The sequence below is a fragment of the Geobacter sp. genome (genome assembly GCA_009684525.1).
Taxonomy (GTDB): Bacteria; Desulfobacterota; Desulfuromonadia; order Geobacterales; family DSM-12255; genus Geoanaerobacter.
In genome coordinates this window covers 609707-630882 of sequence record WKKR01000002.1, presented here as the reverse complement: position 1 = coordinate 630882, position 21176 = coordinate 609707, and the positions used below count along the sequence as shown (strand labels likewise).

Below are 21176 nucleotides of genomic sequence, written 5' to 3'. Positions count from 1 at the left end.
AAATTATAGAAGTTACATGGTTCCAACAAGCCCCATAGACGCCGACCGCCCGAAAAATCTGGGCGGGCGGGTCATGGGGGCACCCCGTTGGTCGCAGAAAGAGAATCAAATATGGAATGTGGTCACTGAAAAAATGGACGAAGAAAGAATTCAGGATATCCGAAGCATAAAGAAGCTGTTGGAAGATCAGAGCAACTTCACAGCGTTAAGAAAAGTAATGCCGTTTATGCGTCCATTTCTTAAGCTTCTGAAAGTTGATGTATCTAAGATGGACGACGCCTTCGAAAAATTGGATGCAATGAAGGATCAATTAAATAGACTCGCTACCGTACCTGATAAGTTCAATGATACCTTTGCGTCCCTTGGATGGATCATGTACGAAATGATGAACCTCGATGTGGCTGAGAAGGCAATATCATTGGCAGAAAATGAAAGTATTGACGCAGGAGAGCAAGAGTTAGCCAATTACTACACGCCAGAGCAAGTTAGGTGGAGGCTCCTGACTATGTACGGAGTTAGTGCTTTCCACTCACGAATGGAGCTTGCTAACAAAGCACTAACTGATTATGAAGCTGACCGCTATCATGCATGTGTGCCAGTTGTATTAGCCTTACTCGACGGAATGATTAATGAAATACACGGCAAACAGAAAGGTTTACGCCGAGGTTTTTCATCAGGAGAAGCAGATCTTGAGGCGTGGGACTCCATAGCGGGACATAGCAAAGGACTCAATGAACTAAAAAAGATATTTAACACCGGAAGATATTCGACCGTGACGGAACCAATAACTGTCCCGTACCGGAACGGTATCATGCATGGGATGGATTTAGGATACGACAATAAGATAGTAGCAGCCAAAGCGTGGGCAGCACTCTTTGCTGCACGCGAGTGGGCAATGAAAGCTGAACAGGGTTTGTTGGAAGAACAGCCAGAGGAACCAAAGAAATCATGGAAGGAAGTTTTTCACGTTATTGATGAGTCGAACAAGGTTAAAAAGTACCAGGATGAGTGGGTTCCACGCGAATGGACACCTGAAGAAGAAACTTTTATTTTGGACAGCAATATATTCGACATCCAGTCGCCTGAGTACAACCTCGCGGAATTTCTTCTTCTTTGGAAACAAAAAAATTATGGAAAGATGGGAAACCATCTTTCTCGATACATGAATGGACATGAGGTAAAGGCATTTCCAGCTCAAATTCGGAGCATTTACAGCAAATTACAATTTACTTCTTTCAAAGTCGAAAGAGTCTTTGAAACTGCACCATCAATCACATTGGTAAATGGCGTTGTGGAGTACATCGATAACGCCTCGTCAGTTTCTAAAAACATAACAGTAAGAATTGTCGCCGAAACCCCTGAAGGTGAAATGGCACTACGCATAACAGATGAAACGATTTGGCGAGTTATGGATATGAACATTCTTGCTGAGCGCTAATTCGGACGTTCGCGGAGCGCCAACAAAGCGCACGACCGGCCTAAAACCATGCCGGCCAGCTCTCAGCCGTTATAGCTAGAGGAAACAGAGGATCAAATAAAGCTCGATGAGGAGTACAATAACCCATTTTCAGAAAAGCTATTCGCGAGAACTCTCAACATGAATCCCCGGAGAAATGCCTGCGCGCTTCAACAGTCTTCCCGCTGAAATCCGACCTGAGCCCGACGTATCCGACAATCCCGAAAAAATCCGCTGACCCAACAGAACCTGTTGACAATTATCCAAATGTTATGGTACACAAACTTGCTTTTCTGCAGCAAACTGGGTTGACATGAGCAATGAAAAACGGGATCTTTTCCGCGCATTGGGCCTGGTCTCCAGCATGGGGATCTCGGTCGTGGTGGCGATCGCCATCGGCGTCTGGGTCGGGCTTTCCCTGGACAAATGGCTCGGCACGGAGCCCTGGTTCTTTTACATCTTTCTCTTTTTCGGGATCGCTGCCGGTTTTCGCAACATTTACATCATAACCAGCAGGGAGATTCACAGAAATGGGAACGGCACGGATAACTGACGATAACCTCCTCACCGTGCTGACGACCGGATGTGCCTGCCTCGTGGCGATCATGTCCATCATTGGGTGGCTGGCGGTCTCGGGGAGATTCGCCGGGGGGATCGCCATAGGCGGCTGCCTGGCTTTGCTGAACTTCTTCTGGCTCAGGGTCGCGCTCGAGAAAATACTGCAGATGCCCGCCGGTCAGGCGACGCGGTCGGCAAACATCCGCTACATCCTTCGCCTTTCGGCACTCGGATTCATCCTCTGGCTGCTGATAACCAAGGCACACATAAGCATCCCCGGCCTGCTGGTCGGACTCTCGGTGCTGGTGATCGGCATCGTGCTCTTGACATTATACAGACTACTCCATCTGGGAGGTTAATGACTCATGGTTCACCCGTTACTCTTTCTCCAGTTCTTCCGCGAGCTTCTTGCCCCGCTCCACATCTCAAGTGCTTCAGCTGATGCCATTGCCTATACCTGGCTGATCATGATCCTGCTGCTGATAGTGTCGAAGCTTGCCACGAGCAGCCTGAAGTCGGTTCCATCTGGCCTGCAGAACTTCATGGAAGTGGTCATCGGCGGCATCGAGAACATGCTGGTCGAGACCATGGGAGAGCACGGCAAGCCGTTCTTTCCGCTGGTTGCAACCCTGGCGATCTTCATCCTGGTCTCGAACCTCATCGGCCTGGTCCCCGGCTTCTTCCCGCCGACCGCAAACATCAACACCACCGCGGCATGTGCGGTCATCGTCTTTCTCATGACCCATATCGTCGGAATCAAGCACCATGGCGTAGGCTATATCAAACATTTCATGGGCCCCATCATCTGGCTGGCGCCGATGATGTTCTTCATCGAGGTGATCGGCCACCTGTCACGCGTGGTCTCCCTGACCCTCCGTCTCTTCGGCAACATGAACGGCCACGAACTGGTCCTGATGATTTTCTTCGGCCTCGCACCGTTCCTGGTACCGATGCCGATGATGCTGATGGGCGTGCTGGTCTCCTTCATCCAGGCGTTCGTCTTCATGCTGCTGGCAATGATCTATATCCAGGGCTCACTTGAGCACGCCCACTAATTTATCAATCCTATACTGTTTAGGATACTAACAACCCCACGAGGAGGTAGTACAATGAGCTTTTTCACCATGTGCGTTCTGGCCGCCGGCATCGGTATGGCACTCGGAACAGTAGGAACCGGCATCGGCCAGGGTATGGCCGTCAGCCGCGCAGTAGAAGGCGTTTCCCGCAACCCCGGCGCTTCCGGCAAGATCCTCACCACCATGATGATCGGTCTCGCCATGATCGAGTCCCTCGCCATCTACGCCCTGGTTGTCTGTCTGATCATCCTCTACGCAAACCCCTACAAGGAAATCGCAACCAAGCTGGCAGAGACCGCAGCCGCTGTTGTGAAGTAATTCATCCCTTCGGGAACAAAAAAGGGTGTGCCGTTGACCGGCACACCCTTTTTTTTGTCCCGCTTATGCGCGTTACCTAGCCAAGCCCCCGCAGGTACTCCACCAGCAGCCGCACACCGACGCCGGTCGCCCCTTTGGGGAGATAGTGCCGTCCCTTCTCCTCCCAGGCCGTGCCGGCAATATCGAGATGCGCCCATCTGGCCTTTCCCACGAACTGCTTGAGAAACCATGCCGCCGTGATGGTACCGGCATGAGGCCCGCCTGCGTTTTTCATGTCAGCAACGTCACTTTTCATGGCCTCGCCATACTCATCCCAGAGTGGCAGTTCCCACAGGCGTTCGCCGGTGCGCTCTCCGGCCTTCTTCAGCGCCCGCTTCAGCCCGTCGTCCGTGCCCAGGAGCCCGGTCGCCACCGTGCCCAGGGCAACCAGACACGCACCGGTAAGCGTTGCCAGGTCGATGATGGCGGCAGGCCTGAACCTGGAGGCATAGTGGAGGGCATCGCACAGGATCATCCTCCCCTCGGCATCGGTATTGTTGATCTCTATGGTCTTACCAGCCATGGTCTTGACGATATCCCCCGGCTTGTAGGCACGGCCATCGGGCATATTTTCCGCAGCCGGTACCAGACCGACGACATTGACCGGCAGCGCCAGGGCGGCAGCTGCCTGCAGGGTGGCAATCACGGCAGCGGCACCGGCCATGTCGTCCTTCATCCGCTCCATCCCTTCGCGCGGCTTCAGAGAGATCCCGCCGGAATCGAAGGTGACCCCTTTCCCGACCAAAGCCACTGGTCTCATGTTTTTCGGACCACCCCGGTACTCAAGGACAATGAACCGGGGCGACTGCGCCGATCCTGCCCCGACAGCCAGCAGCCCCCCCATCCCCTCCCGTTCGATCCCTTCCCGGTCAAGGACCGTACAGCGAATCCCGTAGCGCGCAGCCATGGTCGAGGCCTGCTCAGCAAGAAACGCCGGTGTTGCCACATTGCCCGGATGCCCCACCATGTCCCGCGCATGGCAGGCAGCAGCACAGACCGCCTCCACCTCCCTGCAGACACGTTCAGCCTGCTTCACCTCGCTCTTCTTTGCCACGACAAGGGTGAGCTCTTCCGGGTCGACCTGCTCCTTCGGCGCTGTCCGGTAGTGCAGGAAGGCATACCCCCCCAGCAGGCTCCCTTCCACAACCTCCCGAATGGCCATGTCGGCTGATTCGGCAGCGCAATGCAGCACTGAAACCGACGATGCCACGCCTGCCCCCCGCAAGACTTGGGCAACAGCGCCCGCTGCCTGCCTGAGCCGCTCTCCATCGAGTTCCTTCCGCTTGCCGAGACCGACCAGGACGATGCGTTGCGCAGGAATGCGCTCCAAAGTGTGCAGCAGTTTGACCTTCAGCCGTTTCCCCGTAAACTCCTTCTCCCGGTACAGCGTCGATATGACCCCAGCCAGCGCCTTGTCCAGGCGGGACAAGAGCTGCCCCTCGGGACCATCCTCGAAGCACCCCACGACCAGGGCCGGCGTCGGTATCGTTAACGGATCGGCAGCGACTATCTTCACATGCATGTTCTTCCTCCGGATTGTGGACTATTCAGGATTGTAGCCGGAATCCCCGGATCTGCAAGTGGTGGGCACCTTGACATTCATTAAGCGGTATGGAATAGTGCCCGTATGCAGATCATTGCCGACCTCCATACCCACACCATCGCTTCGGGACACGCCTACTCCACGGTCAACGAGCTGGCCGCAGCAGCCGCAGACAAGGGGTTGCAGGCACTGGCCATTACCGATCACGGCCCAGCACTCCCCGGAGGTCCGCACCTCTACCATTTCGGGGCGATGCGCTTTATCCCCAGCGACATCAAAGGCGTCCGCATACTGCTGGGATGCGAGGCCAATATCCTGAATCTGGACGGCGAGATCGACATCCCCGACCACTACCTCCACCGGCTCGACTTCGTCATGGCGGGCTTCCACGAGGACTGTGGATTCGACAACCAGGGGATGCTTCGCAACACGCAGGCCCTCAAGAACGCCATGGAGAGCAAACGGCTCCACGCTGTTTCCCATCCGGGAAACCCGCTTTTCCCGGTCGACTATGACGAGATCGTGCTGACCGCCGTACGGACCGGAACGGCCCTGGAGATCAATAACTCGTCATTCGGCATGAGCCGGTGCGGCAGCCGGCCCAACTGCGAGAATCTGGCCCGTCTCATTGCCCGCCACGGGGCACTGGTTGCGGTGGGAAGCGACGCACATATCGCCCAGAACGTGGGAATCTTCGACCAGGCATTGGCAGTCATTGCAGAAGCCGGGATCAGCGAAGCGCAGGTCGTCAACAGCTCCCCCGACCGGCTCGAAACATTTCTCAACAGCAGGGGATAAAAACAGAAAGGCCGCCAATCGGCGGCCTTTCACAGTGTATGGTCGAACCAGTGGCCTATTCGACCCTGATCCCCACGTAAAGGACTGTGTCCCCCCGCCGCAGCAGAAGCCGGATCGCACCACCCTTCGTCGTCCCCGCAACCGCCTTTTCATACTCCTGCACGGTCATGACTTTCTGCCCGTTCACCTCAAGGATAACATCTCCGCGAATAACGCCGGCATCATCGGCTGCACCGCCAGGCTTCACATCAACAACGACGACCCCCTTGGTTTCCTTGATCCTGAGGGTCGCTGCCATCTCCTTACTGAGCTCGTGGACGCTCAAACCAAGCTTGTCCGCCGAAATGTCGCCGGATGATGAGGTTTCACCATCATCCGAGCGCTGCTCCAGGGTAACGTCAATCGACTCCTCTTTCCCGTTGCGGAGGATCCTGACCTGCACCTTTTTGCCCGGAGCAGTCACCGCTACAATGCGGGACAATTCACTGGCATCATGTACGGGCTTGCCATCGAAGGTCAGGATGATGTCGCCACTTTTCATGCCGGCCTTCTCCGCAGGGGTATCCTTGACGACCTCGGAGACGAGGGCACCCTTTTCTCCATCAAGACCAAATGATTTTGCCAACTCCGGGGTCACCGACTGCGACTGGACACCGAGCCAGCCGCGGGTGACCCTGCCTTTGTCCCGCAGCTGCGGAATGATCGATTTGGCCATGTTGATGGGAATGGCAAATCCGATCCCCTGTCCGCCGGCAATAATGGCGGTGTTGATGCCGATGACCTTCCCCTCCGCATTAAAAAGAGGCCCCCCGGAATTGCCCGGATTGATCGAGGCATCGGTCTGGATGAAATCGTCATAGGGGCCGCTGCCGATGACACGCCCCTTGGCGCTGACAATCCCGGCAGTTACCGTCTCGGAAAGCCCGAAGGGATTGCCGATGGCCAGGACCCACTCGCCAATCTCGATAGCATCGCTGTTCCCCAACTCGCAGGCGGGCAGCTCATCCTTGGCGGCTATCTTGATCAGGGCCAGGTCGAGCTTCTGGTCCCGCCCCTTGATTTCTGCCTTGAATTCCTTGCCGTTGTTCAGCTTCACCTTGATCTCGTCTGCCCCGTCAACCACATGGTTGTTGGTCAGGATATAACCGTCCTTGCTGATGATGAATCCCGAGCCGAGACTCCGCTGCTTCTGGCTCCGCTGGGGCTGTTCCTCGAAGAAACGGTCGAAGAAATCGTCAAAGGGGCTCTGGTTGGGAGGACGGATAAAGCGTCTCTGGGGGGTAATTACCTTGGATGTGCTGATGTTTACCACAGAAGGGGTCAGTTTCTTTGAAAGCTGGGCGAAATCGGGGCCGATCGCCTTGGCGGTCGCAGGGGTTGCCGGCAGAAAGGCGGACAGGAGAGGGAAGAGAAGGAGACTGACGTAGAAGACGAAACGTCGCGACATACAAACCTCCATGTATTTTAGTATGTGCGTTACTCTAATAATTGGGACGGCAGTTGTCAACTGGTCTTGGAATGGATGGGCTGTGGGACGGGGATTGTGGGGAGTGACACGACAAAAGTGCTCCCGGTTGCAGATGAGCTGGACACTTCAATCCAGCCGCTGTGCGCCTCTGTGAGGGTTTTTACCAGGGAGAGGCCGAGGCCGCTGCCTCCGTCGCTTCTGTTGCGCGCCTTGTCGACACGATAAAACCGTTCGAAAATATGCGGCAGATCGTCCGGTGGGATCCCCGGCCCCTTGTCGATGACAGCCACGCTGACGCTGCCATCCCTCGGGGTCAATTCGACCCTGACGCTGGTATCGGCAGGGGTGAATTTCAAGGCATTGTCCAGAAGATTCATGAAAATCTGGCGAAGCCTGCGCTGATCCCCCTGCACCCAGGCCTGTCCCGCGGGGATAAAGTCGACCACCTTGCCCTGCTCATGGAGCTGTGCCTGCTGGTTGAGTTCATGAACAAGGGTGGCAAGGAACTCACAGAGGTCGAGCTCCTGCATTTCAAGGTGTAACCCCCCTTCCTCGGCCCTGGAGAGTTCGAGAAGCGACTCGACAATGCCGGACATCCACTTGACCTCATCCAGGGTGCTCTGGATGATTTCACGGAACTCCTCCGGCTCCTTTGCCCACTTGAGCCCGACTTCGGCCTCGCCGCGGATGATGGTGAGCGGAGTCCGCAGCTCATGGGAGATGTCGGTGAAAAACCTCCTGGTCCTGTTGAAGGAGGCCTCAAGACGTTCGAGCGTAGAGTTGAAGGTCTCGGCCAGCCGCCCGATCTCATCGTTGGGATTGAGCACGACCAGCCGTTGGCTCAGGTTCTCCGCGGTTATCCGTTGCGCGCTCCTGGTTATGAGATCGACCGGTTTGAGCGCCTGTCCCGCCAGGAACCAGCCTCCGCCGCAGAGAAACAGGATGCCAAGGGGGATGGAAATGCAGAAGACAATCAGCAGCTTGCGCAGGGTTTCGACTTTCTCGTTGAGCGAAGTCCCGACCTGAACGATGGAAACCAGCTTCTGATCGGCAAATACCGGCATGGTAACGATTCGCATCGGCGGCAGACCGTCGATGGTCTGTGTCTCGCGAATGACCTTGCCGTGGGCAACCTTCTGAAAGGTGGGAAGTGAAAGCGGGAGCCGCATCTGGTTGAGGTTCTTCGAAGCAGCCGTTACGGTACCGTGTTGATCGAAAAGCTGGACAAACTTTCCGTCAATCTTCGGGCCGAAGAAATCTTCCAGAACCTGATCGAAAACAGATGGAGCCGCCATACGGAACGGCTCCATGGTGGGACTGGCAAGCGCCTCGGCCAGGGTCTGGATTTCCCGATCAGACTCTTTGTAAATATCAGCCCTGATCGTCAGATAGACGAAACTGCTGAACAGCAGCATCACTACCGCAAGGGTCAACGTATACCAAAGCGTGAGGGAAAAGCGGATCGACGAGGGAAAACGCACCTCAATCTTCCTCTTTCAGGATATAACCTACCCCCCGTACCGTATGGATAAGCTTCTTGTCGGCATCGCGGTCTATCTTCTTGCGCAGGTAATTGACATAGACGTCAATGATGTTGGTGAAGCTGTCAAAGGTGTAATCCCAGACATGATCGGCGATCATGGTTCTGGTAAGAACCTGGTTGGGATTGCGCATGAAATATTCGAGCAGTGCATACTCTTTGGCAGTGAGATCAATCTCCTTCTCGCCACGCCAGACCTTGTGGGTCACCGGGTCGATCCGGAGGTCGGCAAAGCGGAGTTCTGCACCGCGGTCCATTTCGCTGCGACGGAGCAGTGCCCTGACCCTGGCGAGCAGTTCGGCAAAGGCGAACGGCTTGGTCAGGTAGTCGTCGGATCCGGAGTCGAGCCCGGCAACGATATCCTCGACCGTATCTTTCGCCGTGAGCATCAAAACCGGTGTTGTCCGCTTATTGGCGCGAAGCTCCCTGAGGACGCTGAGTCCGTCCTGCTTGGGAAGCATCCAATCGAGGATGAGAGCATCATACTGGCCCGCAAGGGCAAGCTTGAGGCCTTCATCGCCGTCGTATGCCGTGTCCACTTCGTATTTCTCTTCCTCGAGTCCACGCTTGATAAAGCTCGATACCTTTTTTTCGTCTTCGACTACAAGAATTTTCATGTCAGCACCCCTTCCATTAGATACTCAAAATAACTGCATCCTGTCGACGACAGGGAGGTGGATCAGACCGCAAACCCGATGTTCAGTTTGCGCAGTATCTCTGCAGCAGACTCCTCGACCGACTTGTTGGTCACATCGATCACCTGCCACTGAGGATTCCGCCTGAAAATCCTGCGGCACCACTCCAGTTCTTCCTCTATCTCCTCAAAATCTGCATAGCTTGCCCGCGGGTTCTGCCGCAGATTGCGCAGGCGGGCCGAGCGGAGTTCCACCAGCCGTTTGGCGTCGATCAGCAACCCGACGACCCTTTTCTGATCGATCTCGAACAGTTCCGGCGGCGGGTCGATCCCTTTGACCAAGGGAACGTTCGCTATCTTATAACCCTTATGGGCCAGGTAGATCGACAGCGGGGTCTTGGAGGTACGGGAAACACCCACCAGGACCATGTCTGCACGGTAGAGATGCCGAAGTTCCTGGCCATCGTCCTGCTTGACGGTAAAATTCACTGCCTCAACCCGCTTGAAATACTCCGTGTCGACCTGGTGCAGCAGTCCCGGCTCCTCGCGAGGGGCAAGGCCGAGCAGGTCGGAGAGTTTGTAAAGCAGAGGGCTGATCAGGTCAATGGCATCGAGCCCATGATCCTCGACGGCATTCCGCAGGTACTGGGCCAGATGGGGATTGACCAGCGTGTAGATAATCAGGCCCGGCTGATGTATCGGGACGTTCAGGGCCTCATCGATATCTGCACGGGTTCTGAGACCGCTCAAACGGTGGAACTTTACCCCCACGCTCTTGAACTGAGACAGGGCCGCCCGGACCACCCGTTCCACGGTCTCGCCCGTTGCATCCGACAACAGGTACAGGTGGGTGCTGACACCCTCTTTTTCAGGATCACTTATAAGCATGTCTCATTAACAATAGCATTCATTGTGCATGCGGCAACTCATTTGTCAAGATTTGTTGAACGCAGCAACGATCAATGCCCGTAGTTGCGGCTGAAAAACCAGTTCTGCAGCGGTCATGGCCATGGCCTTGGCACCTTCCAGCACCGCCAGTTCGCCCTTGGGCGATACCGTAGCCCGGGCAAAGTCACTACTGTGAATATTGATCCCTTCGCCAATGGGCACATGAGGATGAATGGTCGGCACGATCTGCGAGACATTGCCGATATCCGACGAACCCCGGTTACGGTCGATGGGGACCGTGTCTTCCTCAAGCCCGAGAACCCGGAGCTGTTCGGCGTACAGCTCGGCAAAAGGCTCGATAATACGGAACGGCGCCATGATCCTGGGGTCGGCATGCACCTCCAGGCGACAGCCGGTGGCAATGGCAGCCCCTTCAGCACAGGCAACCACCCGCTCCATGGCATGGTGGACCTCTCCCAGTTCATCAGCACGGACATAAAAGCTGCAGGCGGCACGGGCCGGAATGATATTGGGGGCAACCCCGCCGTCAGTGATGATCCCGTGAATCCGGACATCCTGCCTGCACTGCTGACGCAGGGCGTTGATGCCGTTAAAGGTCTGGATGACGCCGTCAAGAGCGTTGATCCCCTCTTCGGGATAGGCAGCGGCATGGGCTGGTTTGCCGTGGAAGACAAACCTGACCCGGGCCAGCCCCAGATACCCCTTGGTCACGTAACGACGCGACGAGGGATGAACCATCATGGCAAAGTCCACATCGTCAAAGAAACCTGCCTTGATCAGCTCGATCTTGCCGATCCCCTGCTCCTCGGCCGGCGTGCCGAGTACAACGATGCGGGCAACTTCCTCGGGGATGCTGCTGCAGAGGGCAACAGCCGCGCCCATTGCTGCGGCAGCAATGATATTGTGGCCACAGGCATGCCCCAGCTCGGGAAGTGCGTCCATCTCCGCTAGTATCGCTATGGTCGGCCCGGCAGTGCCGCGACGGGCACAAAAGGCGGTCGACAAGCCGGCAACACCGGTCTGTACGCTAAACCCTTCCCGCCCCAACAGGTCGGCGAGCAGTTGCGATGCCCGGTGCTCTTCCAGACCGATCTCCGGATGCGCGAAGAGTTCCGCGGCAATGGCGATGAATTCAGAACGCCGCTGCTCGACAACGGCACAGATGGTATCCTTGACGCTTTCTGCTCTCACCATAACCCCAAGCGCAAAAAGATATTTTAATGAAAAGTACACGGAGCTTCCGGCTTTGTCAAGGTTTTTCATTGTCAATACCGTTTCGTTCTGGTAGGTTAGCCCAGCCGGTGACCCCGGCGCGAGGAGGATACTCATGTCAGCAGCATGGGCCGAAGTGGCCTGCCGGGTTCCCGATGCCCTGATCGACCAAGTGACCGATTTTCTGGTGGAACTCACCGGCACCGGTGTTTGCATCGACAATCAGATACTGGACACCTTCTCGCTCGACACGGTAACGGAATCTTCCGTGAAAACGGTTAAGGCGTATCTGGCAACCGGCATCGACCTGGAGCGTCAGCTTGCCGAAATCACCGTCTACCTCAACTCACTTGCCAGCGCCCAATCCGATTTTGTCCCGTCCCCCCCTGCAGTGACGATCATCAATCAGGAAGACTGGGCAAACAACTGGAAAGAACACTTCCACACCAGCCGCATCGGTCAACACCTTATCATCAAGCCATCGTGGGAGTCCTTCACTGCCGAATCGTCCGACATTGTCATCGAACTCGATCCGGGCATGGCCTTCGGCACGGGCACCCATGCGACCACCCGCCTCTGCCTGGAGGCACTGGAGCGGATATTCAATCGCACTCCCCCCCTTGATGCGCCTCTCCCCCAGACGCCGCCCACAGTCCTCGATGTCGGAACCGGGTCGGGAGTCCTCTCCATTGCTGCACGGAAACTCGGAGCAGGCCGACTGGTGGCCGTCGACATCGACCCAGAAGCGGTCGGGGTGGCACAGGAAAACCTGGCCCAGAATGGAGTGGCAGGGGACCTGGAAATCTCCACGACTCCGTTGTCCCAGATTACGGAAACGTTTGGCATTATTCTGGCCAACATCCTCGCCGAAGACCTGATCCGGCTCTGCCCCGACCTCTGCCCCCGGCTCGTGCCGGGAGGGCTGCTGATTCTGTCGGGAATCCTGACTGAACGTGAAGAAGCGGTAACAGCGGCCTATGCCGATTCCCCCCTGACCCAGGTGGAGGTCACGCGCCAGGACGAGTGGAGTTGCCTCGTTTACCGCCGGGAACAGTGACGTGCGACGTTTCCTGGTGAGCCCCGAGCTTCTCGCCAGCCAGTCATTCGCCATCGAAGGCGAGTTGTACCGCCATATGATCAAGGTTCTCCGCCTCAATGTCGGCGACAGGGTCAGGCTCTTTGATGGAAACGGACAAGAGGGAACCGCCGTCATCCTGGGGATCGGCCCCCGAGACCTGACTGTAACGCTGGAAAGCCCCCCGACGGCACATCTCACGCAGACCCTTGCCATTACCCTGATCCAGGGCCTCCCCAAAGGAGAAAAAGGCGACCTGATCGTCCAGAAAGCAACCGAGCTGGGCGTCAGTTCCATTGTTGCCTTTCCAGCCCAACGTTCCGTGGTGAAGATCGCTGCAGACCAGAGAGCCCAGCGCCAGGCCCGCTGGCAAAGAATTGCCGATGAAGCTGCCCGGCAATCCCGGCGCAGCTCGATTCCCTCGGTAGTGCTGGCGGAAAGCCTCCCTTCGGTGCTTGAGAGGTCAGTCGACACCATGAAACTCCTGCTCTGGGAAGGGGAACAACAGCACCATCTCAAGGAAGCGCTGTCCGCCCCTTTGGCACCGGCATCTATTGCCATCCTGGTCGGACCGGAAGGGGGAATCACCGACAGTGAGGCAGGATTGGCCGTCAGCCATGGTTTCACCGCTGTCTCGCTCGGCCCGCGCATCCTGCGCACCGAAACCGCGGGGTTGGCGATGCTCGCCATTCTTCAGTACCACTGGGGGGATATGGGGTAAAAACCGGCGCTCATCCTGCAATCGCTCTCTCAAATAAAGCTTTGTACTGATCTGCCGAAAAGAGAGATATCTGCCGGCAGGCGCTGGCCAGGATCTGGTTGCAGAGAGCCGTAAGGTTCAGACTAAAGGAGCGCGGTTATGAAATGTCCCAAGTGCGGATACAACAGCTTTGATTATCTCAATACCTGCAGAAAATGCGGTATCGACCTCGCAGGATTCAAAAATACCCTGGGACTGCGCCCCGTTATCCTGCCGCCAGCCGTCTCGGCGCAGCAGGCCACCGAGATCATCCCCGCAGGGGAGACACCGGCTCCGGTCGAAGCGGCTGAGACGGCCAGCTCGGAGATGTTCCACTGGGAGACGCCTGTGGACACGGAAGCGGCAATCCCGCAGCAACCCGAAACCTCTCCGTTTGCATTTGACCTTGACGAGTCGCCGCCCCCCCCTGCTGCCCCGGTAGAACCCTTTGCCTTCATCGACCAGTCATCAACCGACAGCCCCTCTGTACTTACGGAATCCACAGAGAGCCCAGCCGCCGTGACACTCAGTGACTTCTCATTCGATGAACAAGAGCCGACAGAGCCCGAACTACCGGCATCAACGACAGAGATCCCGGCCAGCAGCATTGACAGCTCTTTTGGCGAATTCGTCTTTGGCGAGGAACCGGCAGCACCGGCAGTGGAAACGGCTCCTGCTTCCCCACCGATCAGCGATGAGAGCCCTTTTGGAGAGTTCGCCTTTGGGGAAGAACCGGCCATCCCGGACGCAGAAGCGACTCCTGCCCCCCCGCCGGTCAGCGACGAGAGCCCTTTTGGGGAGTTCACCTTTGGCGAGGAGCCGGCAGTACCGACCGCTGAAACGGCTCCTGCTACCACACCGGTCATCGACGAGAGTCCTTTTGGGGAGTTTGCCTTTGGCGAGGAACCGGCAACGCAGTCTGCCGAGACGGCTCCTTCAGCGCCATCCGCTGCCGAAATGAACCCCTTTGGCGAGTTTGCCTTTGACGAAGAGCCTGCATTAGCGACTGCCCAGACCGCCGCACCGGATTTCAGCCTAGAAACGTTTGGCGACCTGACCGAGGAACAGCTGCAGCAGGATGCGGGGACTGCGCCTGAGGAATTCGAACTGGAGAGTGTTCCGATAAGCGCCGGAGCAACTCCGGCAACAGGGGGACAGGAGAAAAAGACTACTCCCGGTGGGGCACAGTTTACCAAGGACGAGTTCGATGCCCTGTTCGGTGAGCTTGAAGCGTTGGAAAAAAAGAAATAGCGAAGAACCCTGACTCAGTCACCGCTGCCGAGAAGCTCTGCCAATTCTTCCCCAAAGGCAGCGTACTGCCAATTCTTGAGTCCGGATATCCTGGCCGCCCCTGTACCAGGGGTGGCCTTTTCACCCTCCACCAACGACTCCAGCAATGCGTTATTCGCCACCAACCCCGGCGACATGCCCAACTCGGATGCCTTCTTCTCACGCCAGAGCTTGAGACGCTTTAGCTGCGTTTCCTGGGTCTTGGTGCGCCTAATCCGCGCCATATGGGGATAGCCGGGAAGGCGAGAGGAATTCACCGCGACCCCCCGTGCAACCGCTGCCAGCAATCCCTGCCCGTACCGTTCCACCAGCCGCGACGAAAGGCCGCTTATCCCCTGCAGTTCAACCGCACTGGCCGGCTTGCGTTCCGCCAGTTCTCTCAGCGTCTCAGCTCCGAGAACCTTGAACAGCGGCACGTCGCGGCGCTGCGCCTCGACATCGCGGAACCTGAGCAGCTCCTCCAGGACGGCCAGCGTAGCAGGGCTCATCTTTGCCGCCCCCTTGAAGCGGAGAAAGAGCGGCTCGTCGCCGCGTTCGGCCATCCGGACCTGGGTCAGCAGCGCACACTCCTCCCTGACCCACTCCAATCGCCCTTTGTCTGCAAGTTCTGCCGAAAGCTGCCCATACAGCGGGATGAGCAGACTGGTATCCTTTACGGCGTAATCGAGCATCTCCGGAGACAGGGGCCGCCTCGTCCAGTCGGCCTGCTGGTACCGCTTGTCCAGTTCGGCCCCGTACCGCTTCTTCAGTACCGCGGCCAGGCCCACTTCAGGCTCGCCCAGAAACTGGCAGGCGATCATGGTGTCGAAGAGATTGGTCATGGTAATGCCGAAATCCCGGTGCAGCGAGCGCACGTCGTAGTCGGCACCGTGAAAAACCTTGCAGACTCCCGGATCGGCAAAGATCGGCTTGAGCAGCGACAGGTCAGGGCAGGCAAGCGGGTCCACGACATACGTCTGCCCCGGGCAGGCGATCTGCAGAAGGCAGACCTGCTCCCGATAGTGGTGCTGCGAATCCGCTTCCAGATCGCATGCCAGAAAAGGTTCTCCGGTCAGGCGCGTCACCGCCTTCTCCAGGGCGGCAGTGGTCGTTATCATCTCAAAAGTCATTGGTATTCTTTCCCGGCCGATGTGGGCGTATCGAGCGGTTGCCGCACAAACGCCAAGGACACACGGGGCGATACTGCTGCCCGTCCAGTGCGCCTTGGCGGCTCCATGCGGTCAGTCTCAACATTCCCGGATAATGTCATACAGGGTCGTCCGCTGGGCAGCCCTGAAACCTCCTCCATGGATGAGCGCCACCATCTCCGCCATGCTCATCCTGAACCGGCATCCGGCAGCGGCAACCACATTCTCCTCCAGCATGGTACCTCCCAAGTCATTGGCACCGAAAAACAGGGCCACCTGGGCCATCTTCGCCCCCTGGGTCACCCAACTCGCCTGGAGGTTGGGGATGTTGTCCAGGATGATCCGGGAGAGCGCCAGCACCTTCAGGTACTCGACTCCCGTGGCGGTCTTCCCACCCAATTCGGTGTTTCCCGGCTGGTAGGTCCAGGGGATGAAGGCGGTGAAGCTTCCCCCGCCGGCTTGCAGCTCCCGCACCCGGAAGATATGCTCCACGATATCCGCGGCAGTCTCCCTGCTCCCGAACATCATGGTCGCCGTGGTCGGCATGCCGAGCAGGGCAGCCTCCCGCATCACCGCAGCCCATCCCTCCCAGCCGATCTTCTTGGGCGAGATCTCCTGGCGGACCCTGTCCACCAGGATCTCGGCACCGCCGCCGGGGACCGAATCGAGACCGGCCTCCTTCAGCCGCTGCAGCGTCTCCCGGATGCCGAGATGCGATACGCGAGCGATCTGGGTGATCTCCGCCGGCGACAGGGAATGGTTCTGCACCGTCGGGAAGCGGCGCTTGATCTCCCGAAACAGCCGCTCGAACCAGTCGATGCCGAGCTGCGGATGGAGCCCCCCCTGCATCAGGAGCTGCGTCCCCCCCTGGGCAACCAACTCGGCGATCTTTTCGTAGATGACCGCTTCTGCCAGGACAAAGGCATCGCTGGAACCTTCATCCCGGTAGAAGGCGCAGAACGAGCATTTGGACTCACAGATGTTGGTGTAGTTGACATTCCGGTCCACCACGAAAGTAACCAGTCTGTCCGGGTGGAGCCGGCGCCGGATCGCATCGGCCAGTCTGCCGACCTGCAGAAGATCCGCCTCGGTGAGCAGCCAGAGCGCTTCGGCCCGGGTCAGCGGCAGACCTGCAGCAAGATGTTCCGTGATCGCGGCCAGCATCAGCAGGTCCTCAGTTCATTGTACAGGGTATCCCGCTCCACCGGCACCCGGCCGGCTGCGCGGATCATCCGGACGATATCGTCCCTGGTCATGGTCTGGGGAGTGCTGGCGCCGGCCTCGTGACCGATCTTCTCCTCCACCACGGTGCCGTCCAGGTCGTTGACCCCGAAACAGAGGGCGGTCTGGGCGATCTTCTCGCCGAGCATGACCCAGTAGGCCTTGATATTCTGGAAGTTGTCCAGGTAGAGCCGGCTGACCGCCAGGGTCTTCAGGTCGTCCACGCCGCCGCTGGCAGGGTTCTTCAGGTGGCCGAGCGGATTGTTCTCGGACTGGAAGGCAAGCGGGATGAAGACCTGGAACCCGCCGGTCTGATCCTGCAGCTCCCGCAGGCGCGCCATGTGGTCGATCCTGTCGGCAAGGCTTTCTATGTGGCCATAGAGCATGGTGGCATTCGACTTGAGCCCGGCCCGGTGCACCGCAGCCATCACCTCCAGCCAACGCTCGCCGCTGATCTTCTCCGGACAGAGCCGGTCGCGCACCTCCTTGCGCAGGATCTCGGCTCCCCCTCCCGGCAGCGATCCCAGGCCGGCAGCCTTCAGGTCCTGCAGCACCCCGGCCACATCCTGACTGGAGAGCTTAGCCAGGTAGTCTATCTCCACCGCGGTAAACGCCTTGATGTGCAGGTTCGGGGAGACGTCGCGCACCGTCCGCAGCATCGCCAGGTAGAATTCATAGGGGAGCTCGGGGTGGAGCCCCCCCACGATATGGATCTCCGTGGCTCCCTGGGCGAGCGCCTCCTCGGCCCGGCGCCGGATCTCCTCCAGGTCGTAGCAGTACGCGCCTTCCTGGTCGTCGGTCCGGGAAAACGCGCAGAACTTGCAGCGGTTGACGCAGATATTGGTGTGGTTGATATGCCGGTTGACGTTGAAAAAGACCCGTTTCCCGTTCTTCCGCTCGTTGACCAGGGCCGCCAGCTCTCCCACGGCCAGCAGATCGGGCTCGGCAAAGAGAAAGAGTGCCTCCTGGTCGGTGAGCCGTTCTCCGGAGCCGATCTTTCCGGCAATTGAGTTCAGTGTGATCATGCGTCGGCCCACCGGCGCGAGAGCTGATGGGCAATGCCCAGGCCATCCAGAACCTTGCCCGCCACAAAATCGATCAGATCATCCACGTTCTGCGCCCCTCCATAGAAACCGGGCATGGCCGGCACGATGCGAACCCCCATCCGGGCCAGTTTCAGCATGTTCTCCAGGTGGATCACGGAGAGCGGCGTCTCGCGCGGAACCAGGACCAGGGGACGGGCCTCCTTGAGCATGACATCGGCGGCCCGTTCCAGGAGCGTCCCCGAGATGCCGGCGGCAATCCGCGCCAGGCTCCCCATGGAGCAGGGGGCGACAATCATGGCATCCGGGGCTGAAGAACCACTGGCAAGGGGGGAATAGAAATCATCATCAGCGTAATAGCTGAGTTGCCCCTTTGCAACCGAAAAATGCCGCGACATCTCCTCGGTTACCCGTGCCGCATCGCCATGCCAGTCCAGCCCGCATTCCTCCCGGAGCACAATAAAGCCGGGGCGGCTGACGAGGATACTGAGCCGACACCCCGCACGCACCAGTTCCTCGATGATGCGGAGGCCGTAAACGGCACCGGAGGCGCCGGTAATGGCCAGGCCGATATGCCGCTCGCTCATGCTGCCCCCTTCCCCAAAAGGACTTCGGCCAGTGTCGCCAGGAAGATGATGATGCTGATGTAGCCGTTGGTGGTGAAAAAGGCGAGATCGAGCCTGGACAAGTCACCCGTGCGCAATAGCCAGTGCTCATAGCAGAGGAGAAGGGTCGCTGCGAACACCCCACCCAGGAAAAAGCCTCCCAGCGGGAGAAGCGCATGGACGGCCACCAGCAGCCCGACCATGATCAGGGAAAAGAGCCGTGCCAGCCAGAGGGAACCGCTCACCCCCAGCTTCACCGGGATTGAATGCAGCCCGGCAGCCCGGTCGAACTCCAGGTCCTGCAGGGCGTAAAGGATATCGAACCCCGCGACCCAGAAGAGCACCGCCAGCCCCAGCAGGATGACCGGAAGCTCAATAGTGCCGCGCACCGCGATCCAGGCACCCACCGGTGCCGCACCGAGACAGAGACCGAGTACCAGATGGGCAAAGGAGGTGAAACGCTTGCAATATGAATAGAGCACCAGGAAAAAGAGTGCGACCGGTGCCAGAGCCAGGCAGAGCGGATTGAGACGCGACGCTGCATAGAGCAGCAGCAGCACCGAAAGGACGATAAAGGCGATGACGGTCCCCTTGCCGAGCAGCCCGGCAGGGATTGCCCTGTTGGCCGTCCTCGGATTCCGTGCGTCGATCTCCGCGTCTATCACACGATTCAGCCCCATGGCCGCGGTTCTCGCGCCAACCATGGCCATCACGATCCAGAATATCTGTCCCCACGAAGGGATCCCCCTGGCTGCCAGCAGCGCGCCGGTCAGCGCAAACGGCAGGGCGAAGATGGTGTGGGAGAATTTGATCATCTCCAGGAAGGTCTTCAGCCGTCCGTAGAGGCCGCTGTTCGTTTCAAGTGCCATCATCGAAGCCATACTCCCGCCATCGTTTTCCCACCAACGCCTCGACGCCGTCGTCCGGGCGAAGCGGCGTCCGGGTATCGGTATCCTTCCGAGTGGCATCGACGAAAAGCCGCTCTCCGTCTACCCGCAGGTCCCGTTCCCATGCCACGTTGTTCATGATCCGCCAATACACGCCGGCGATGTCAGCCGGCGACTGTTCCGCATCCACAAGCACCAGCAGTCGCGACCGCCCGAGCCATGGCGTTTCGCCCAGCCGGGCCAGCAACTCCCCTCCTCCACCGACGGCATTGCGTACCGCAACAATGGTTCCGCCGTGAAAGATACCGGCATGCGGTTGATACATATCGCACACCTGCGGCACGTCGATCTGCAGCAGGGAGAGGATGAGCCTTTCGGCCGCAGCGGCAAGCCAGCAGTCCTCCATGGGAGGCGGCCCCACCACCGTAGCCGGAAAGAGCATGTCGCGCCTTCGGCTGATCGAGGTCACCCGCACCAGCGGGGCATCCAAAGGCTCCGCATAATACCCGGTATGGTTGCCAAAGGCGCCGTCGCGCGCCGTTTCACCGGGGTGGATAACCCCCTCGATGACCAGCTCCGCGCCGGCAGGGACCTGCAGGCCGCTGGCCAGGCAAGGCGCCAGCTCCACCGGCTCTCCCCGCAGCAGGCCGGCAAAGCGAAACTCGTCGATCCCCTTCGGCAGCGGCAGGGTCGCGGCAAAGGTCACTGCCGGGTCGCCCCCCACGGCAATGGCCACCGGCATCGGCTCCCTGCCTGTCTGCCAGGCACGGGCATGGGCAGCAGCGCCGCTCGATTCGCCCCAATGGATCGCCAGCCGATCAGGGCCGAGCACCGCAACCCGGTACATGCCGCAGTTCGTTTCCCTGCCGGCCGGATCAGCGGTGATCACCAGCGGCAGCGTGATAAAGCGGCCGGCATGGTCAGGAGCACCATCCAGGGGCCAGCTCTTCAGAACGGGAAAACGGGACAGGTCGGGCGGATCTTCCCGCACCTCCCGGCATGGCGCAGCGGAAACAAGCTGCGGCGTCGCCCGCTGCCAGAGATTGCTCGCAGCAAGAGCCGTCAGCCGCTCAAGCGCGCTGCTGCCCGGCTCCCGGTCAAGTATCCCGCGCAGCCAGGAGGTCAGTTCCTCCAGGCGCTCCACCCCGAGCGCCGCAGCCATGCGTTTTTTCGAACCGAACAGATTGGTGACGACCGGGAACGCGCTCCTCAGTGCCTGCTGAAAGAGCAGGGCAGGCCCTCCGGCCGGCAGCCGGCAGGCTCGGCAGGTAATGGCGGCGATCTCGTGCATGGGGTCGACCGTTACCGGCACCCGGTGCAGCTCCCCCAGCTCGTCCAGCCGGGAGAGGAAATCGCGCAGATCGCAAAACGCCATATCGCCTCGCTCTATCGCTCTTGATCAGGGATTTATGTGTATCACTTACGACTGTTGATGACAATAATTTTATACCCCGCAATGGCAGGGAATTTGTTGACAAATCAGCGGCAACCGGCTATAAGAAGGGTTCGTCGGGGCGTAGCGCAGCCTGGTAGCGCACCTGCTTCGGGAGCAGGGGGTCGGAAGTTCGAATCTTCTCGCCCCGACCATAAATTTAGGGGTTACGGCACACGCTGTAACCCCCTTTTCTTATCCCCGCA

At 58.7% G+C, this 21176-nt stretch carries 21 protein-coding genes and 1 tRNA gene; 10 read left to right on the top strand and 12 right to left on the bottom strand.

Translation table 11 applies throughout. From position 1 onward, the window contains the following. The first annotated feature begins 16 nt into the window (after window positions 1-16). From GJT30_09005 to atpE, 5 genes are all read left to right on the top strand, one after another. Window positions 17-1438 carry a hypothetical protein gene (locus GJT30_09005; protein ID MSM39739.1) on the top strand — a complete coding sequence of 474 codons (1422 nt, stop codon included), beginning with the start codon at window positions 17-19 and terminating at the stop codon, window positions 1436-1438. Window positions 1439-1769: 331 nt separating this feature from the next. Then, the gene (locus GJT30_09000; protein MSM39738.1) at window positions 1770-2009 is read left to right on the top strand and encodes a hypothetical protein; all 240 of its coding nucleotides are present in this window, start codon (window positions 1770-1772) and stop codon (window positions 2007-2009) included. Continuing rightward, window positions 1987-2373: an ATP synthase subunit I gene (locus GJT30_08995; protein ID MSM39737.1), complete on the top strand. Its 387-nt coding sequence runs from the start codon at window positions 1987-1989 to the stop codon at window positions 2371-2373. Before GJT30_09000 ends, GJT30_08995 begins: the two co-directional genes overlap by 23 nt. Window positions 2374-2379: 6 nt before the next feature. Next, on the top strand, window positions 2380-3069 hold the full coding sequence (gene atpB / locus GJT30_08990; GenBank protein MSM39736.1) for a F0F1 ATP synthase subunit A: 690 nt from the start codon (window positions 2380-2382) through the stop codon (window positions 3067-3069). Window positions 3070-3123: 54 nt separating this feature from the next. Continuing rightward, window positions 3124-3408, top strand: a complete 285-nt coding sequence (atpE, locus tag GJT30_08985; protein ID MSM39735.1) for an ATP synthase F0 subunit C — start codon at window positions 3124-3126, stop codon at window positions 3406-3408. A 76-nt stretch (window positions 3409-3484) separates the two neighbouring features. Here the strand turns inward: atpE and GJT30_08980 are convergent, their stop codons facing one another. Beyond that, entirely contained in the window at window positions 3485-4969 is a 1485-nt protein-coding gene (locus GJT30_08980) for a leucyl aminopeptidase (GenBank protein ID MSM39734.1), read from the bottom strand. 105 nt (window positions 4970-5074) lie between these two features. Between GJT30_08980 and GJT30_08975 the strand changes: the two genes are divergently transcribed. Next, window positions 5075-5788, top strand: a complete 714-nt coding sequence (locus tag GJT30_08975) for a PHP domain-containing protein (GenBank protein ID MSM39733.1) — start codon at window positions 5075-5077, stop codon at window positions 5786-5788. 55 nt (window positions 5789-5843) lie between these two features. Here GJT30_08975 and GJT30_08970 read toward each other — a convergent pair whose 3' ends face one another. From GJT30_08970 to GJT30_08950, 5 genes are all read right to left on the bottom strand, one after another. Next, window positions 5844-7235: a Do family serine endopeptidase gene (locus GJT30_08970; protein ID MSM39732.1), complete on the bottom strand. Its 1392-nt coding sequence runs from the start codon at window positions 7233-7235 to the stop codon at window positions 5844-5846. 56 nt (window positions 7236-7291) lie between these two features. Beyond that, complete coding sequence (locus tag GJT30_08965) at window positions 7292-8671, bottom strand: HAMP domain-containing protein (GenBank protein MSM39731.1); 1380 nt, start codon at window positions 8669-8671, stop codon at window positions 7292-7294. Between the two features lie 67 nt (window positions 8672-8738). After that, window positions 8739-9413, bottom strand: a complete 675-nt coding sequence (locus GJT30_08960) for a response regulator (GenBank protein MSM39730.1) — start codon at window positions 9411-9413, stop codon at window positions 8739-8741. 62 nt (window positions 9414-9475) lie between these two features. Next, entirely contained in the window at window positions 9476-10318 is an 843-nt protein-coding gene (ppsR, locus tag GJT30_08955; GenBank protein ID MSM39729.1) for a pyruvate, phosphate dikinase/phosphoenolpyruvate synthase regulator, read from the bottom strand. A gap of 45 nt (window positions 10319-10363) precedes the next feature. Then, window positions 10364-11530, bottom strand: coding sequence for an amidohydrolase (locus tag GJT30_08950; protein ID MSM39728.1), 1167 nt, complete (start codon window positions 11528-11530; stop codon window positions 10364-10366). A gap of 136 nt (window positions 11531-11666) precedes the next feature. Here GJT30_08950 and prmA point away from each other — a divergent pair, with 136 nt between their 5' ends. The 3 genes from prmA (at window position 11667) to GJT30_08935 (ending at window position 14616) form a co-directional block, all read left to right on the top strand. Then, the gene (prmA, locus tag GJT30_08945; GenBank protein MSM39727.1) at window positions 11667-12608 is read left to right on the top strand and encodes a 50S ribosomal protein L11 methyltransferase; all 942 of its coding nucleotides are present in this window, start codon (window positions 11667-11669) and stop codon (window positions 12606-12608) included. Window position 12609: 1 nt separating this feature from the next. Next, window positions 12610-13347 carry a 16S rRNA (uracil(1498)-N(3))-methyltransferase gene (locus tag GJT30_08940; protein MSM39726.1) on the top strand — a complete coding sequence of 246 codons (738 nt, stop codon included), beginning with the start codon at window positions 12610-12612 and terminating at the stop codon, window positions 13345-13347. 138 nt (window positions 13348-13485) lie between these two features. Continuing rightward, window positions 13486-14616 (top strand): hypothetical protein, encoded by a 1131-nt coding sequence (locus GJT30_08935; GenBank protein MSM39725.1) that lies wholly within the window; start codon window positions 13486-13488, stop codon window positions 14614-14616. A gap of 14 nt (window positions 14617-14630) precedes the next feature. On the opposite strand, the gene GJT30_08930 is transcribed toward GJT30_08935, so the two are convergent. The 6 genes from GJT30_08930 to GJT30_08905 all read right to left on the bottom strand — a co-directional run bounded on the left by GJT30_08930 (window position 14631) and on the right by GJT30_08905 (window position 20913). After that, window positions 14631-15764: a ribonuclease D gene (locus GJT30_08930; GenBank protein MSM39724.1), complete on the bottom strand. Its 1134-nt coding sequence runs from the start codon at window positions 15762-15764 to the stop codon at window positions 14631-14633. Window positions 15765-15881: 117 nt separating this feature from the next. Next, window positions 15882-16946, bottom strand: coding sequence for a dehypoxanthine futalosine cyclase (gene mqnC, locus GJT30_08925; GenBank protein MSM39723.1), 1065 nt, complete (start codon window positions 16944-16946; stop codon window positions 15882-15884). Continuing rightward, complete coding sequence (mqnE, locus tag GJT30_08920) at window positions 16946-18028, bottom strand: aminofutalosine synthase MqnE (protein ID MSM39722.1); 1083 nt, start codon at window positions 18026-18028, stop codon at window positions 16946-16948. The genes mqnC and mqnE overlap by 1 nt, the downstream gene beginning before the upstream one ends. Then, the gene (locus GJT30_08915) at window positions 18025-18633 is read right to left on the bottom strand and encodes a UbiX family flavin prenyltransferase (protein MSM39721.1); all 609 of its coding nucleotides are present in this window, start codon (window positions 18631-18633) and stop codon (window positions 18025-18027) included. Before GJT30_08915 ends, mqnE begins: the two co-directional genes overlap by 4 nt. Continuing rightward, a complete protein-coding gene (locus GJT30_08910; GenBank protein ID MSM39720.1) occupies window positions 18630-19523 on the bottom strand; it encodes a 4-hydroxybenzoate octaprenyltransferase in 894 nt (297 codons plus the stop codon). Before GJT30_08910 ends, GJT30_08915 begins: the two co-directional genes overlap by 4 nt. Next, window positions 19510-20913 carry a UbiD family decarboxylase gene (locus GJT30_08905; GenBank protein MSM39719.1) on the bottom strand — a complete coding sequence of 468 codons (1404 nt, stop codon included), beginning with the start codon at window positions 20911-20913 and terminating at the stop codon, window positions 19510-19512. Before GJT30_08905 ends, GJT30_08910 begins: the two co-directional genes overlap by 14 nt. A gap of 135 nt (window positions 20914-21048) precedes the next feature. On the opposite strand from GJT30_08905, the gene GJT30_08900 reads away from it, so the two are divergent. Next, window positions 21049-21125: transfer RNA gene (locus GJT30_08900), tRNA-Pro, on the top strand. Window positions 21126-21176: the final 51 nt, after the last annotated feature.

Excerpts from the sequence above, each read along its gene's own strand:
- GJT30_09005 (MSM39739.1), top strand. The coding sequence starts at position 17 with ATGGTTCCAACAAGCCCCATAGACGCCGACCGCCCGAAAAATCTGGGC.
- GJT30_09000 (MSM39738.1), top strand. The coding sequence starts at position 1,770 with ATGAGCAATGAAAAACGGGATCTTTTCCGCGCATTGGGCCTGGTCTCC.
- GJT30_08995 (MSM39737.1), top strand. The coding sequence starts at position 1,987 with ATGGGAACGGCACGGATAACTGACGATAACCTCCTCACCGTGCTGACG.
- atpB (MSM39736.1), top strand. The coding sequence starts at position 2,380 with ATGGTTCACCCGTTACTCTTTCTCCAGTTCTTCCGCGAGCTTCTTGCC.
- atpE (MSM39735.1), top strand. The coding sequence starts at position 3,124 with ATGAGCTTTTTCACCATGTGCGTTCTGGCCGCCGGCATCGGTATGGCA.
- GJT30_08980 (MSM39734.1), bottom strand. The coding sequence starts at position 4,969 with ATGCATGTGAAGATAGTCGCTGCCGATCCGTTAACGATACCGACGCCG.
- GJT30_08975 (MSM39733.1), top strand. The coding sequence starts at position 5,075 with ATGCAGATCATTGCCGACCTCCATACCCACACCATCGCTTCGGGACAC.
- GJT30_08970 (MSM39732.1), bottom strand. The coding sequence starts at position 7,235 with ATGTCGCGACGTTTCGTCTTCTACGTCAGTCTCCTTCTCTTCCCTCTC.
- GJT30_08965 (MSM39731.1), bottom strand. The coding sequence starts at position 8,671 with ATGCTGCTGTTCAGCAGTTTCGTCTATCTGACGATCAGGGCTGATATT.
- GJT30_08960 (MSM39730.1), bottom strand. The coding sequence starts at position 9,413 with ATGAAAATTCTTGTAGTCGAAGACGAAAAAAAGGTATCGAGCTTTATC.
- ppsR (MSM39729.1), bottom strand. The coding sequence starts at position 10,318 with ATGCTTATAAGTGATCCTGAAAAAGAGGGTGTCAGCACCCACCTGTAC.
- prmA (MSM39727.1), top strand. The coding sequence starts at position 11,667 with ATGTCAGCAGCATGGGCCGAAGTGGCCTGCCGGGTTCCCGATGCCCTG.
- GJT30_08935 (MSM39725.1), top strand. The coding sequence starts at position 13,486 with ATGAAATGTCCCAAGTGCGGATACAACAGCTTTGATTATCTCAATACC.
- GJT30_08930 (MSM39724.1), bottom strand. The coding sequence starts at position 15,764 with ATGACTTTTGAGATGATAACGACCACTGCCGCCCTGGAGAAGGCGGTG.
- mqnC (MSM39723.1), bottom strand. The coding sequence starts at position 16,946 with ATGCTGGCCGCGATCACGGAACATCTTGCTGCAGGTCTGCCGCTGACC.
- mqnE (MSM39722.1), bottom strand. The coding sequence starts at position 18,028 with ATGATCACACTGAACTCAATTGCCGGAAAGATCGGCTCCGGAGAACGG.
- GJT30_08915 (MSM39721.1), bottom strand. The coding sequence starts at position 18,633 with ATGAGCGAGCGGCATATCGGCCTGGCCATTACCGGCGCCTCCGGTGCC.
- GJT30_08910 (MSM39720.1), bottom strand. The coding sequence starts at position 19,523 with ATGATGGCACTTGAAACGAACAGCGGCCTCTACGGACGGCTGAAGACC.
- GJT30_08905 (MSM39719.1), bottom strand. The coding sequence starts at position 20,913 with ATGGCGTTTTGCGATCTGCGCGATTTCCTCTCCCGGCTGGACGAGCTG.